10 protein-coding genes and 1 rRNA gene are annotated in these 14,916 nt (G+C 54.6%); 3 read left to right on the top strand and 8 right to left on the bottom strand.

The window, feature by feature from the left end; translation table 11 throughout:
• Positions 1-210 precede the first annotated feature (210 nt).
• Positions 211-319, top strand: a 5S ribosomal RNA gene (rrf, locus tag ABX962_RS13890).
• A 238-nt stretch (positions 320-557) separates the two neighbouring features.
• Here the strand turns inward: rrf and ABX962_RS13885 are convergent.
• From ABX962_RS13885 to ABX962_RS13870, 4 genes are all read right to left on the bottom strand, one after another.
• On the bottom strand, positions 558-1,811 hold the full coding sequence (locus ABX962_RS13885) for an MFS transporter (protein WP_372720359.1): 1,254 nt from the start codon (positions 1,809-1,811) through the stop codon (positions 558-560).
• Positions 1,812-1,838: 27 nt separating this feature from the next.
• On the bottom strand, positions 1,839-2,519 hold the full coding sequence (gene cysC, locus ABX962_RS13880) for an adenylyl-sulfate kinase (protein WP_372720357.1): 681 nt from the start codon (positions 2,517-2,519) through the stop codon (positions 1,839-1,841).
• Between the two features lie 70 nt (positions 2,520-2,589).
• Entirely contained in the window at positions 2,590-3,375 is a 786-nt protein-coding gene (locus ABX962_RS13875) for an enoyl-CoA hydratase/isomerase family protein (protein ID WP_372720355.1), read from the bottom strand.
• Positions 3,376-3,627: 252 nt separating this feature from the next.
• Positions 3,628-5,721, bottom strand: a complete 2,094-nt coding sequence (locus ABX962_RS13870) for a hypothetical protein (RefSeq protein ID WP_372720353.1) — start codon at positions 5,719-5,721, stop codon at positions 3,628-3,630.
• Between the two features lie 926 nt (positions 5,722-6,647).
• On the opposite strand from ABX962_RS13870, the gene ABX962_RS13865 reads away from it, so the two are divergent.
• Together ABX962_RS13865 and ABX962_RS13860 are read left to right on the top strand one after the other, a co-directional pair.
• On the top strand, positions 6,648-6,779 hold the full coding sequence (locus tag ABX962_RS13865) for a hypothetical protein (RefSeq protein ID WP_372720351.1): 132 nt from the start codon (positions 6,648-6,650) through the stop codon (positions 6,777-6,779).
• Positions 6,780-7,556: 777 nt separating this feature from the next.
• Positions 7,557-9,380: a response regulator gene (locus ABX962_RS13860; RefSeq protein WP_372720349.1), complete on the top strand. Its 1,824-nt coding sequence runs from the start codon at positions 7,557-7,559 to the stop codon at positions 9,378-9,380.
• 13 nt (positions 9,381-9,393) lie between these two features.
• Here ABX962_RS13860 and ABX962_RS13855 read toward each other — a convergent pair whose 3' ends face one another.
• From ABX962_RS13855 to pta, 4 genes are all read right to left on the bottom strand, one after another.
• On the bottom strand, positions 9,394-10,371 hold the full coding sequence (locus ABX962_RS13855) for an alpha/beta hydrolase family protein (protein ID WP_372720347.1): 978 nt from the start codon (positions 10,369-10,371) through the stop codon (positions 9,394-9,396).
• 26 nt (positions 10,372-10,397) lie between these two features.
• A complete protein-coding gene (locus tag ABX962_RS13850) occupies positions 10,398-12,239 on the bottom strand; it encodes an alkaline phosphatase (protein WP_372720345.1) in 1,842 nt (613 codons plus the stop codon).
• A 128-nt stretch (positions 12,240-12,367) separates the two neighbouring features.
• Entirely contained in the window at positions 12,368-13,495 is a 1,128-nt protein-coding gene (locus ABX962_RS13845) for an acetate/propionate family kinase (protein ID WP_372720343.1), read from the bottom strand.
• A partial coding sequence (pta, locus tag ABX962_RS13840) for a phosphate acetyltransferase (protein ID WP_372720341.1) occupies positions 13,492-14,916 on the bottom strand: 1,425 nt, incomplete at its 5' end. The genes ABX962_RS13845 and pta, both read right to left, overlap by 4 nt.

The following is a 14,916-nucleotide window of genomic DNA, read 5'->3' as shown; positions in this document are numbered from 1 at the left end:
CGACTTGGTTGATAGGCTGGGCGTGTAAGCACGGTAACGTGTTAAGCTAACCAGTACTAACGGGCGAAAGTTTGGCCATCGATATCCCGCACTCATGTTCTATAGGGATACATGGCTTCGACGAAGTTGAAGAAGTAAACTCTTTCAGAAATAATAACAGCTACCAAACAATCTGGCGCACTTGCGGTGAAATACCCGCAAGTGTGTCTTTCCGGCGACCATATCAGAAAGGTCATACCTGTTCCCATCCCGAACACAGTAGTCAAGCTTTCTGAGCCGATGATAGTGCATACCAGCGTGAAAGTAGGTATTGCCGGATTTTTAAAACTCTCTTGCAGCTTTGCTGCAAGAGAGTTTTTTTTATGCGCGGTCAGTAGCTCCATAGACGTGTGCCTCAGTAAGTTTCACCCTCCTCTTCAGGGAGGGTCGGCCGCGGAAAGCGGCCGGGGAGGGTGGTGAAACCAGGCTTGTACGATCCATCTCTAACACAACGAGCCCCACCGGTGAGCCGGCTGCCGCGACTCTGACCTCCCCGAAGAGGAGGTGAATTCTTGTGCTCACGCCGGTTGCTTTTTAGCCGGAACAAGCAGAACAATCGCAGCGGCGGAAATCGCACAGAGAACCAGGATCGCCGCGGGGTATCCCAGACGAACCTGCAGACTGCCTAGCAGCGAGGTGGACCAGGCCTCGCAAGCATTGGTGGCCGCCATAAATGCGGTGAATTCAGTGGCAGCCAACTTTGGCGACGTCAAATTCATCAGCCAATGGTAAAGGGCCACGGTCAGCCAACCGATCGTGAAGGCCACTGCCGTTAATAGCACCAGAACGTGAAACCCTTTTTGCTCCCCTAACCACCGATCCACCACCGCCAACGAGACGATTGCGACGAGGTTAATGATCAAGGCGATCGCGACAAATCGCGTCCCTTGGAAGTGCCGTGAGATGCGCCCGGCAAACAGAGAACCGACAATCATCGCGGCGATCATCGTCGTCGCCGTGAACTGACCGACCGCAAACTCGCTGTAGCCATGATCGATCAACAACGGGCCCAACACCGCTTCGAGCGATTTGAATGCAGCCGGGGCAATCAATGCGAACAAGAACGCTCGCCCCATCCCCCCAGTCCGAATGGCGGTAAACAGTTCGCTACCGAGCGTCCGCAGTCGCTTGAAAAACGCAGACCGGCTGGCACGATCCGCTTCCATTGAAAAAGCCGCGGCGTTGTCCATGGATTTCTCCTTGGCTTTCGTCAACGCGAGCGCCGAAACCATGATCAAAGCGATCAAGACGGCAACGACTCCGTCGAAACCGATGTAACGCTCCAAAATTAGCGACCCACCCCCCATCGCCGCTCGCCCCACCATGACGCCGCACTGCATCCATCCGTTTAGCGAACCTCGCTCGATGGGCTGCGATTCATTGACACACAACGCGTCGATCGAGATATCCTGCGTCGCAGCGGCAAAAGCATGGAACAACAGACACGCAGCGACCGCCGAAAACTGCACGCGAACGTCCAACCACAGCAGCGGCAGCAGTGCCATCGCCATCAGCGATTGGCTGGTGAGAATCCAGTGGCGAAATCCCCATCGCGGACCACGCAGCAGGTCGATCAGCGGCGCCCACAAGAACTTCAGCGTCCACGGCATGATCAACAATGCCATCAGCCATGTGATCTGATCGACTGGTATCTCCATCGCTCGCCAGCGAGTCGGCAACCCTAGCCAGATGAAGCCGATCGGAGCTCCTTCGCTCAGGTAGAGCAGTCCAAACAGGACTTTACGGCGTGACGGTGTAGCGAGGAGATCCATGCGGTCGATTGTAACCGCTGCTTCGCTTTAGCGATCAGACGAACTGACGATCCCGCGCCGAGTTAATTCCGCGAGTACTGCGGCGGCCTGCTCGCTAGGCGTGGCTTCGGCGTCGCCGGCGAGATGGATCTCCGGCTGCTCAGGCGACTCGTACGGATCGCTGATCCCGGTAAAGTTCTTGATCTCGCCCGCTCGTGCCTTTTTGTACAATCCTTTGGGATCGCGAGCCTCACAAATCTCTAGCGGAGTATCAACAAACACTTCGAGGAAATCGCCCACGGCTCCGCTCGCCTCAACGATTTTTCGCACACGATCGCGATCCTTGCGGTAAGGACTGACAAATGCGGTCAACGTGATCAACCCTGCGGATGCCATCAGTGCTGCGACCGAGCCAATCCGGCGAATATTCTCTTCACGGTCGATTGCACCAAAACCAAGTCCAAAGCGGTTGGCAAATTCCTCGCCGTGCTCTTCTTTCAAACCACTTGGGGGCGCACACAAACCGTGGCGGATATTGTCGCCATCGAGCAAAATTGTCGCGCGTCCGAGCTGGTTGAGTTGATGTTCTAGCTCGTTAGCAACGGTGCTTTTGCCGCACCCGCTCAATCCAGTGAACCAAACAACGACGCCGCGCTGGCCAAGATTCGCTTCGCGTGCGGCGCGATCGACGGTTTGTTCGTGCCATACAATATCAGAGGGATTTGTCATCAGTCGCTAATGGTTTTGGTTTTGAATCGTGGGGGTGGTCAATGGGGAAGCTGAAGCCAGCCGCGGCAGCTCACCGCCACTCGGGGTCTCGTTTTTCCAGAAATGCGGCAACGCCTTCTTTAGCCGATTCGGTCGAGCACGCTGCTGCACTGTAGGCCGTTCCGGCAGCGATCTGGCTAAGCAGCATTTCACCAACGCACTCGTTTAGCAATCGCTTGGTTGCCTGCACCGCTTCGCGAGGTGCTTCGGCACACGCCGCAGCCAATTCGGACGCCGCCACCCAAATCTGAGCCGAGGGGACCGGCTTGGGACACATCCCCAACCGATAGGCCTCATCGGCATCGATCACCTGGCCGGTTAGCAGCATCCGAGCCGCGGTGGCAGCCCCAAAGCGAAACGAAATCAATGCGCCCGTGGCACCGCTGACGAGACCACGGCGGGTCGCTTCGGCACTGAGCGTCCCCCGTTCGGAAAGCACCAGCAGATCGGCGGCAAGGGCGATCCCGAGCCCCGCACCAATTGCGGCCCCATCGACCGCAGCAATCACAGGTTTTGGAAAACGGAGAATTTGCTCGAGCAGCTCTGCATAACGCTGCCATAGATTAAACAACTCGCCTTGAGATTCATCAACCGCCATCGCCGAGATCGCACTGAGCACGCTCAGGTCGATCCCGCTGCTGAAGTGCTCGCCACCGCCGGTGAGAATCACCGCACGAACTCGCTTTTCTTGGTGGAGGTCGGAAAATGCGGTCCGCAGATCTTCGATCAGCGTCGGGCTCAGCGTGTTATGCCGCGCGGGATGATCCATCAGTATCGTGGCGACGGCGCCATGGATCTTGATTTCGACGTGTTGCATGGAATCGCTCTGAAGAAAAGAGCCATCAGGAATAAAAACAGACAAGCCCCACGTTATCATCGCCGAACCGACCGCCGCGTGCTACCCGCGACAAGCTCGGGGGGCTGCAGCCCATCGGATCGGTAGGTCTTACTGGCGAGACAATGCGGAAACGCGAACGAAAAAACCCCGAAGAACTAGGTTCTCCGGGGCTCCTTCTGCTCTCACGCCTTGCGACGCTAGAGGTTTTCGTTAAGCAACTGGATCGATTGCTTAGTTACCACAGTTGACGCAACCAGCGCCAGTTGCCATGGGTGCAGGTGCTGCAACAGGACCTTCGCTGTAGACAGCCGAAGATGAACTGCCACCGCAATTAACACAACCAGCTCCGGTCGAGTAGCCGGATCCAGCACCATATCCAGCGCCGTTACCGCCACCGTAAACAGGAACCTGAACCGTCGTAGGCACTTGACGGCAAACGCGAACTTGAACTTCACGCATCGATTGCACAGGAACGCACACGGTGTAGGTTTCTGGCACTTCTTCCTGAACGGTGTCGTAGACGGTGACGTTGTACGAACGCGTACGAGTCTCAGGAACATTGACGGTGTAGTTGACTTCGCGAGTACGCTCTTGGTTTTCCAAGCGAGTACGGTTGACCGTGCGAGTGCGGGTCTCGGTGGTCATCGTCGTTTGAGGAACCGTACGAGTACGCGTTTCAAGACGAGTCTTGGTCACAGGCACCTTGCGAGTACGAGTTTCCGTTTTCATGCGAGTCACAGGAACGCTACGAGTGCGAGTCTCGGTGCGGTAGCTCGTGACGTTGTATTCACGAGTACGTTCTTCTTGACGGCACTTTTGCACGGTGACGGTGCGTGTACGTTGCTCGTTGACCATTTCCGTGTAAGGAACTTGGCGGGTACGAGTTTCCATACGAGTGCGAGTCACAGGAACTTCGCGAGTGCGAGTCTCTTGACGGCATTTTGTGACCTGGATCGAACGAGTGCGTTGCTCGGTCGTGTACTTGGTCACATTGACCATACGAGTGCGAGTTTCGGCACGCATACGAGTCACAGGCACCATGCGAGTTTTGGTTTCGCAGGTATAGCTAGTCGTCGTGTAGGTGTAAGGAACCTGAGTCGTTTGACGTTGGTAGGTCGTGTAAGGAACTTCGGTCGTTACAGGATTAGGAACGTAAACGCGACGGTAAGCGATTTGAGGACCGCAACCCGCTCCGGCTGAAACGCCGCCGCCACCGCAACCGTTGTCACAACCACTGTCACAAGTCGAGACAGGCTTGCAACAGCAGCACGATCCACAACCGTGATGGCCATGACGATGACCGCCCAACAGGCCGCCACCGATGATTCCGCCACGGTGCGAATGTCCGCCACTGACTTCAACCGCTTGACATTGGTAGCTACCCATGTCGCGGGTAACGGTTCGCATCGAGGTCACAGGAACGCAGGTGCTTACAGTGCGGTAAGCGGTGTGCGTTTGTTGAACAGGAACGCGAACTTGATAAGTCTGAGCGACTTCTTCGGTGTAAGGAACCGAAACCGTATAAGTTTGCTCGACTTGCTCGGTGTGTGGAACCGAAACCGTGTATGGCTGCTCGATGGTCTCGGTGTAAGGCACGTTGACGGTGTAGTTCTGTGTTACCGTTTCGGTGTAAGGAACACATACTTGATAGGAAACGTCACGCACCTTTTGCACTGGAACGCATACCGTGTAAGTCTGCTCCATTTGCTCGGTGTAAGGAACGTTAACCATGTACGTTTGGGTTTTAGTTTCAGTAACAGGAACTGAAACGTTATAAGTCTGGTCAACGTTCTCGGTATAAGGAACGTTCACGGTGTAGGTCTGCTCTACTTCTTCGGTATAAGGAACCGATACTTGGTAGCTTTGTTCGACCTGAGTCGTGACAGGCACCTGAACGGTGTATGGCACTTCTTCGGTGTATGGCACACAAACTTGGACGTTGTACGTTTCCGTACGAGTCTGAGTCTGAGGCACCATCACGGTGTACTCTTGTTGCTTCGTTTCAACACGTGCAACTTGGCGAGTAACGGTTCGCATACGGGTTTGCGTTTGACGCTGGTACGTCGTTGTTGGAACCATGCGTGTTTCGGTCACGTACTGTGAACGCATGACGGTTTGCGTTTGATACGAAACCGCAGGGCCACACGCATCTGCACCGCCTGCGTAAACGGCGCCCGAGCCGCTACCCATGGCGACACCGCCACCTGAAACACATCCGGCGCCGCTCTCGCAGCCGCCACATGAACCACACCCTGCTTGGACATTTACTGCGAACACGAGCGTCGCAATCAGTCCAAATACATACTTAAGCATTTGAGCTTTCATCTTGGGGAACCCTCCAAATACGTCTCACAGCCTGTGAGGCAACAGAAGAAAAACGAGGAGCTTTAACGGCTGCGTAAAGTGGGCGAACCTATCGCCCTGAGACGTTGAATTTAAACTGTGCAACCCCACTGTCAACGATTACTTATTGAATAAAGGTCCCGAATCGTGAAATAGTATACTTACATACAAATATTGACATCAAATTGGGGTCACTATGCCGCACACTTTGTCGTCTAAGCGAACCAAAGAGTATGTGAAGCAATAACCTGCAATCCGATGCGAATAAGAAAGTATGTGTGGGATGAATGTGCGATTCGATGGGCGGCGAAAAACGCTCGCAAAAGAAGGGGACCTAAGTGTTTATCGGGACGGTCTAAAATCGACCAAAGTGTTTGATTAGCTTCCAAGTTTAAATCGCGCAAAACAGAACTCAATCCTTTTTTTAGAATCCTTTGTAATTTTGAAAACAAACGCTGTCGTTGAGGAATTTTGCGTCCGCGGTATCCGCCAAGAACACACGCGGCTTTGAACTGCTTGCCACTAGACTTCGGATGCCGCGAGGCATACGCAGTCTAGGGATCGACGAAGACCATTCACCGCCTCCTTAACCTCAGCTGATTCGCCGATTGAAAGGCCATGTTTTTAGATCCAGCCGACACCAAAACAACATCATGCATCGGTAGTTTTTTTGGGTGCGGCCAGGAAGGTGAAGATTCAAACGGGAAGCAATCCGCCAAGCGGTCTCTTTGGATCCCGATCGGATCCCCTTTGCCGCGCTAAAGGAAGTTCCGTCAAAGGTCGCGACGATGTGCTGCATTGGGGTCGGTCATGAATCAGCAGTATTGAACGACATCACCTCTTCATCGTGCGTAGGGCGAGACTGGTAGTGGGCCAATGCTGTCGCCCGCCGATCACGCAAGACCTCTGTGAGCGTCGAGGATCCCGAAGCAGGCAGCGATATCCAAGAGAACCAGCAGGGCATGAACCACTCGGGCAAGTCGTGGACGGTGCGAGCCAGCCACGACCGCCGCGGGCATCGCCCCCGCATTTTTCACTGATGCTCAGCTCCCACGTTTAGGCTCAGCAATTGCGTCTGTCCACGTTTTACGCTGGCGACTTCGATGGAATCGCGTAAGTCCACGCTACTTCGGGTCGACCGGGATGACACATTTCGAGGTAGGCCGTTACGTGGGCCGTTGCGTGGGCCGTTCCCGCTTGTTTGGATCGGTAACGATTGCCAGCGGGTTGTGCTGGAAGGGGCCGGGGGGGAACCGAACAAGTGAATTGTCGGCCAAAAGCAAGAGGCCGGGCAAAGCAAACGGGCGGGAAAACAAACGGGCGGGCAAGTGGGATCAGGAGGCCATTGACGAGAAGCATCGCAAAACGCGAGATTTTCATCGTTGGCACGCGGCACACCGCTTCACAATGAAGCGATTTAGCATCTTGTTCGGACGTGGACGGCGAAAAGTGTGCCGTAATGCCCACCGGGGGATATCTCTCTATGACAAAACGTCATCGATTCTTTATGATGCAATCCAGATATTGAACGGCTAGGCAATTTGAACGATTGCAAAAGTGGAGTGATCCGCCAGCTGAAAATGACTTTCAGTTGACAGGATGCACGGTAGTGGCTTTCCACGTAAGGTGATTTCGCGGATCATACGAGTCCATCGATTAGACCTTGCGAATAGCGAGGCGCCGGATCCGTGAGCTTCGACTTCGCGTCCAAGCGAGTGGGAGTCGGAGCCATGATTCGCAAGACGAGTCGCTTACGGTGCGTGTTGACGAACATATAATACAGTGCACGTTCATCTGAGTGGGTGAGGGAAAGATCGATGAATCGATCGACACAAACAACACAGAATCCAACCATGCCTCGCAAACTGATTTGTATTGGCGACCCAGACACACTTCCGGCGGACATCGTCGAGGGAGAGGTCGTGGTGGTTGATACTTCGGTAGCGGTGGTGGATCAGCTGGACGATCCCTCGATCGAAGGTGTCTGGATTGCCCGCGATCAATTGCCCAAGATCAGCGAACTGCGAGGCATTTCGCAAAGCGGCATCATGCTGCGAGATATGCCTGAGGGAGTGGCCTTACTCGATTCCGATTTGCGAGTGTTGTGGGCCAACCGCCGTCTGGTTGAATGGTCCGGCCGCAGCGAACCTTCGGTGGGGCTGAACTTTTACGAGATGTTGTCCAACCCCGAAATCATGGGCCCCGACTTCTGTCCGTTTCACACTGCACTTGCCACGGGCGACGAGAGCAATAGCACGCTGCACACCGAAGACAGCCGCTACTTTCAAGTTCACGCGGCGCCGATGGTGCACCCGGTTCATAGCCGCCAATTAGTGGTGACGGTCAGCGACATCACCGAAGAAATACTGCAGCAAAACAAGTTGGCAGCGATTCACCAGGCGGGACGTGAACTCGCCGATCTTCGCCCGACCGAAATCTTCATGATGGAAGTCGATGAGCGAATTGACTTGTTGAAGGAAAACATTCGCCATTACCTCAGCAACCTGCTGAACTTCAACATCATCGAAATCCGCTTGCTCGAACAAGCCACCGGGAACTTGATGCCCTTGTTGAGCGTCGGGATCGACCAAGACGCTGCGGATCGGCAATTGATCGCTCATCCTCAGGGCAATGGGATCACCGGATACGTTGCGGCCAGCGGCATCAGTTACATTTGTCACGATGTCGTCAATGACCCTCTGTTTATCCCCGGGGTAGCGGATTCACGCAGTTCGTTGACCGTGCCGCTGATGCTGCATGACCAAGTTCTCGGGACGATCAATATCGAGAGCCCAGAGATCAATGCATTTGGCGATAGCGATCTGCAGTTCCTCGAAATCTTTGCTCGTGATATTGCTTTTGCGCTGAACACGCTGGAACTATTGGTTGCCCAAAAGGCCAATACGGCTCAACAAAGCTGCGATGCAATTCACGGAGCGGTGGCTCTACCGGTAGACGAAATTTTGAACGATGCCGTCAACGTGATGGAACAATACATCGGTCACAGCTCGGAAGTCGTCGATCGATTAAAGCGGATTTTGCGAAATGCTCGTGACATCAAGCAAACGATCCAACAGATCGGCCAGCGAATGACGCCGCTCGAAGCGATTCCAGTCGGGGGCGAGTCGGCGCATCACGTCTCGCTACGCGGCAAGCGGATCTTGGTGGTCGATGCCGACGAACAGGTCCGCGAGGACGCGCATCAGCTGCTCGAACGTTACGGATGTATCGTCGAGACCGCACACAAAGGCGATGAAGCGGTGTTGATGGTTCGCGGCAGCGACGATTCAACCATCTACGATGTGATTATCAGCGACATCAAACTTCCCGATTACAGCGGGTATCAATTGATGCTGCGGCTGGGCAAGATCATGGACTATGTCCCGATGGTTTTGATGACCGGGTTTGGTTACGACCCCGGACACTCGATTGTCAAAGCACGTCAAAATGGACTGCATGCCAAAGGCGTGCTGTTCAAACCGTTCCGCTTGGACCAGTTGATCGACGTAGTCAAAACCATTCTCGATTTCAACGAAGAAATCAAAGCCAGCGGCGTTGTGCCTCCGAAACCGGTGGACACAGAAGAGCCAGGGGAGTCAAAACAACACTCCGATAGCAATCCTCCTTCGGACCCCAGCTAAAGCATCTAACGGCTCACTTCCACTGCCAATCATCGCTCGATTTGAGCGTCCCGTCGGATTTCAGAGATTCCGATTTCAGCCACTTCTTCGCCTCGACATCTTCGAGCAAATAGGCATTCCAGAACGCCAGACTGATTTTCTGGATTGCTGAATGATGGTCTGGATCCCGGTTGCGAGCGCGTAACCGTGGCGTGTCGCCAAAGGTGAAATGATGGCCGCCATCGAAAACCAACTGGAATTTATCTCCGCTGGGAAACGCCTTGAACACTTCTTGCCGTGATTCCGGCGTGGTTCGTGGATCGATCGGACTGTCGTCGTGGGTGCCCGTCATACACAACACGGGATAGCGAATTTCACCAAACGCGTTCTCTGCCGAGATTCCCTTCGCCAAGGAAGGGCTCATCGCAAAAAAAGCATCGATGCGTGGCTCGTGGTAGTGATGGCCAGTGAGGAAGCGGCGACCGGCAACCCCCAGCGTTGTCACGGCACCAAAGCTATGTCCGCTCATCCCAATCCGATTCAGATCGAGCTTGCCGAATAATGGATGCCCTACCTGCGTGTTCCAGTGCTGCAATTGATCGATCACAAACGAGACGTCGACATAGCGGTCGGTTGCGTTCTTGGCATTGGCCGAATCTTTCAACTTACCAAAACGCTGGCTTAATGATCCTGACTTTAGGATTTCAATGTCGCTACCAGCATGCTGCATAAAAACACCGACGAAGCCACCCTTGGCCCAATGTTCGCCCAGATAACGATTATTCTCGCGTGAACCACCAAGTCCGTGCGAGAACAACACCACCGGCTGCGGGGCATCTCGTTCTGCAAGATAGATCCTGAGCGGAACCGCGCGATCACGCTGCTTGTCGATGGGATCGAGCTCCATTTGGATCACCTCTGTGCTTTCCTTCGCTTGGAGCGTCGAAAACGGGCAGCTCGCCAGCAGCAGACACGCCAACCATCCTGCAAACCAATTCAATTCCAATCTCATTGCTGAAATCACTTTGCGTTAAAACATTACCGATCAAGGGAGATGGCTTCGGCGTAATCAAGTTCACCGGTGCGGCCATCGTAGTACTGAAAGATCACCTGAGGATGCGGGTAGGCGACCAAGCGTTTGCCGCCCAGCTTCTTGGGCATGTTAAAGACATTGTTGATTTGCACGACGCAAAAATGCGGGTACAGCCGCTGCAGCCGCGGCAAGTCGTCAAGAATATACGAGCTCCAGCGAATGTCACATTCGCGTGGCCCGAACTTGAATTTCCCCGTTGCCGGACGATCGCTTTCGTCGAGTTTTGGCACATGATTGACGCTGTTGTGCGGTCCGCAGCAAAACTCCCAAACGTTTTCCGTCACCTTGATTGCAAAGCTGTTGTGCAAGTCGCCAGTCATCACGAAGACCTTCTTGCCCATCTTTTCCCAGGCATCAATCAACAATTCACGCTCGTGAAAAAAACCGGTCCAAGCCTCTTCCTTGTTTCCCGAAACCTCGTAACCGCCCGCTCCACTGTGCGGGATCATGAAGGGAACAGTTGAAATCACAAAGAAGAAATCAGCATCACTCTCTCGCATGCTTCGCAACAGCCATTCACGCTGCGGCAGCCCCAGAATCGAGACATCAGGTTTGTCACGTTGAGTGATATCGTGCATGCCGCGATCCCCGCGGGTATCCAAAAGAAAGAATTCACAATTCGCGACGCGGAACTTTCCGTAGCTTCGTCGCCCGATCGAGTAACTGACCTTGCCGTCCACTTTCGCCGGCATGTGCAACCGCAACGTATGCGCATCGACAACTTCGCGAATCGAATAGACGTATGAATTTTTATGCCCCTCGTCGTTGTCGTACTGCATATCATCGGTGCCCGCTTCTTTGGTCCCCCAGTGCACATGCAAACTCAACATTCGATCGAGCGGCAACGCGGTGAAATCAGTATTGGCATCGACCAACAAGTCGCTGCCGGTCTTCATCTCGGCTTTGCCAAAATGAACCGGTTGCGAGTGTTCAACGGGATTAGCCCAACCGAGATAGTCGTACCAAGCCTGGGTACCAATATCACGAAACACCGCTCGGCGATGCCGCTTGCCCGTTTCCGCAGCGCCCCAGATATCGTTGATAAGTTCATGGTCATCGAATGTGAACAGACTGGGCATGTTGCGATGCCATGCCGCCATCTCAACGCCACGCTCTAAATACAGTTTGTAATTCTCCCACACACCCACGATGGTCGGCATCACATCGACGACGCTGGGCACCTGCTTGATGCCTTGGGTTAAACGCCAAGCTTCGACAGGATACTCTCGTTCTTCCTCGTAAAGCCAATCGCCATTCATCACGTGAAAGTGGACTTTGTCGGCCCAATCGCGGTTCAGCGTTTCGTAAGTGGGGGTGCGATGACCGATGCCATTGAGTGGATTCTGGTTCGCACACGATCCGATTTGAAAGCGAAAATTGAACAAACCATCAGGATTGTGTTCGGGGTTGCGTGAATCGTCAGCACTTGGCAGCGTGCGAAACGAACCGGGCAGTCCGTGCGGACGTTCGTTCACAATGATTTGGTAATAGTACCGCGTGTCTGCTTGCAGATCCGTCAGCTTCACGACGCCGGTATTGTCATGTTCAATGCGAGTTTGGGCAGCGGTGCTGACTTGATCCAAGACATTTTCTGCGGTGCCGTATTGAACCCGAAACGAACCGGGGTCCGACGTCCGCCCCCAAACGTTGACACTGTGAGCGGTCGACATTCCCAGCATCGGGCCATGCGTCAGCCGAATCGGATCGCGTTCGGCCAGCGCAGTCGAAGCGCCGAATCCAACAACAAGGAGTGCGACTAAGAGCAGAAAAGAGAGAGGGCGTAGCATGGTGCCGGCGGTGCATGATGGAACGAAGTGAACAGGAACGCTGCTCATCATCATACTCGCCCCCACCTGTCTGCGTGAGTTCCATTGGTCACGGTCGGCAGCATAGCCCTCACGATGCGCACCGCAGATTACGAAAACAGGTGCTCGCAAACCTGTTTGGCGATCGCCTGCTCTTCATCGGTCGCCACCACCAACGTGCGAACGGTCGCGGTGGGATGTGACAGATCCGCGATCGACCGTTTGTCCCACGGCGATGTGTTTACCTTGGCATCCATCACGATCCCCAGATGGCCCAGCGGTGCCGCAATCAGTTCACGTATTTCGGCAGCATTCTCACCAACACCTGCGGTGAAGACCAAGGCATCGAGTCCGCCCAGAATTGCGAAATAGCCACCGATGTATTTCAAAATCCGGTGGACATAGATTTCAATCGCTAGCGATGCTGCGGCATCGCCTTGGCTTCGCCGGATCAGGACCGTTCGCATATCCACATCACCGCAAAGTCCCAGCAAACCACTTTGCTTATTAAGCAAGGCATCCGCTTCGTCCACCGACATGCCTGTTTGCCGCATCAAATAGAGTGGCACCGAAGCATCGATATCCCCGGTCCGCGATGCCATGACCAACCCTTCCAGCGGAGTCATCCCCATCGATGTATCGATCGCGACGCCATCAATTGACGCCGTCACGGAGGCGCCACCGCCAAGATGCAGCGAAATGATACGTTTTGGCCGCGTTGCTGCATCAAGATGTTTGATGGCTTGTTCGGTAACGTATCGATGTGATGTGCCGTGTGCTCCGTAGCGACGCACGCCGTGTTCACTGTATGCCCATGTGGCGATCGCATAGCGGTAGGCTTTGGGCGGCAAACTCGCAAAATAAGCCGTATCGAAAACCAAGACCTGTGGGATCGGAAGTTTTAACGCTGTCATGGCTTCGATCACCGCTCGCGCCGACGGATTGTGCAGCGGCGCGAGGGTGTCGAGCGTTGCGAGTTCCACCAGCACATTTTCATCGACGACCGTCGGCACCGCAAATCGATCCCCCCCTTGCACCACGCGGTGCCCGATTGCAGCCAGATCGAGATCCTTGTGCCGATCCAACGCGATCCGAGCGGCCGTCAGATGATCGGCCGCGTCACCGCCGACTTGACCGATGCGGTCGACCAGCCCCTCGGTCAATCGTTTTCCCGAGGCGGAATCGATACAAGCATATTTCAGTGTGGTGCTGCCCACGTTAAAGACAAGGATGTTCATGAGTCTTGAGCCTGGATCGCGGTGATGGCCACCGTATTGACAATATCGGCCACGGTACAGCCCCGTGACAAATCGTTCACTGGTTTTCGCAACCCTTGCAGCACCGGACCAATTGCGACGGCACCGGCGGATCGCTGGACCGCTTTGTAGGTATTATTGCCGGTATTGAGGTCGGGAAAGATGAACACGGTCGCGCGTCCGGCGACGGCACTGCTGGGCAATTTCGTCGCCGCCACGGCGGGATCGATCGCTGCGTCATACTGCAGCGGGCCTTCGACCAGCAATTCGGGACGTTTGCGTTTCAGGATCGCAGTCGCCTCGCGAACACGTTCAACATCTTCGCCATGCCCACTTTCGCCGGTCGAGTACGAGAGCATCGCGACACGCGGCTCGATGCCAAATTGCATCGCTGTGTTGGCACTGCTGGATGCGATTTCAGCGAGTTGATCCGCAGTCGGATTCGCAATCACCGCGCAGTCACCGTAAACCAACACGTCATGCTTTAGACACATCAAAAAGACGCTACTGACACACCCGACGCCGTCACGCGTCTTGATGAATTCAAAAGCAGGGCGAATGGTATTGGCGGTGGTATGGATCGATCCCGAAACCATACCACCCGCGAGTCCTTTTTCGACCATCATCGTGCCGAAATAGCTGACTTCGAGCATGCGATCACTGGCGACGTCCATCGTCACCCCTTTGTGCTTTCGCATCGCAAAGTATTCACGAATAAAGGATTCGCGAAGGGGCGAATTTTTGGGATCAATGATCTCCACGCCCGTTTCAGGAATCGCAACCCCCACGTGACTTGCCGCCGCTCGAATCGCGACCGGGTCACCCAGCAAGACAATATCGGCAACATCACGGCGGCGAAGCACATCGACCGCTTGCAAAATGCGAGGTTCACTCCCCTCCGGCAACACGATGCGAACCCGCTTCTCTCGGGCACGTTGAATCAACGAGTACTCAAACAGCATCGGAGTGACGCGGTGCGTGTCGGGGGCTTGCAATCGCGTGGCGAGATCCTCGGCGTCGATGTACTGTTCGAACAGCCCGAGTGCGGAATCAATTTTCCGAGGCGAATGTTCGCCGATTTCAGCGCGGATCTTTGACGCTTCGGTTGCTGCGGTAAATGTATCGACCGATGTCAATAAAACAGGCATGCCGGATGTATTGCAAATGAGTTGCTGGACCGCCAGCGGCGGCAACATCCCGCCGGTTAACAAGATGCCTGCGGGCGAAGGTCCATTGGCATCAAGAGAAGCCAGTGCACAGCCCGCCAAAATATCGCTGCGATCTCCCGGCGTGATTACCAAGCTCGACGGGTACAAACGCTCGAGGAAGTCCGGCAACAACATCGCCGCAACTTTTAGTCGAGTCACCTCGCGATCGAATGTTGTTTCATCACCACTGAATTT

It is taken from the genome of Novipirellula sp. (genome assembly GCF_041583735.1).
In the GTDB taxonomy this organism is placed as follows: Bacteria; Planctomycetota; Planctomycetia; order Pirellulales; family Pirellulaceae; genus Novipirellula.
The sequence above is the reverse complement of the archived record's forward strand: the minus strand, read 5'-3'. Positions and strand labels throughout refer to the sequence as shown.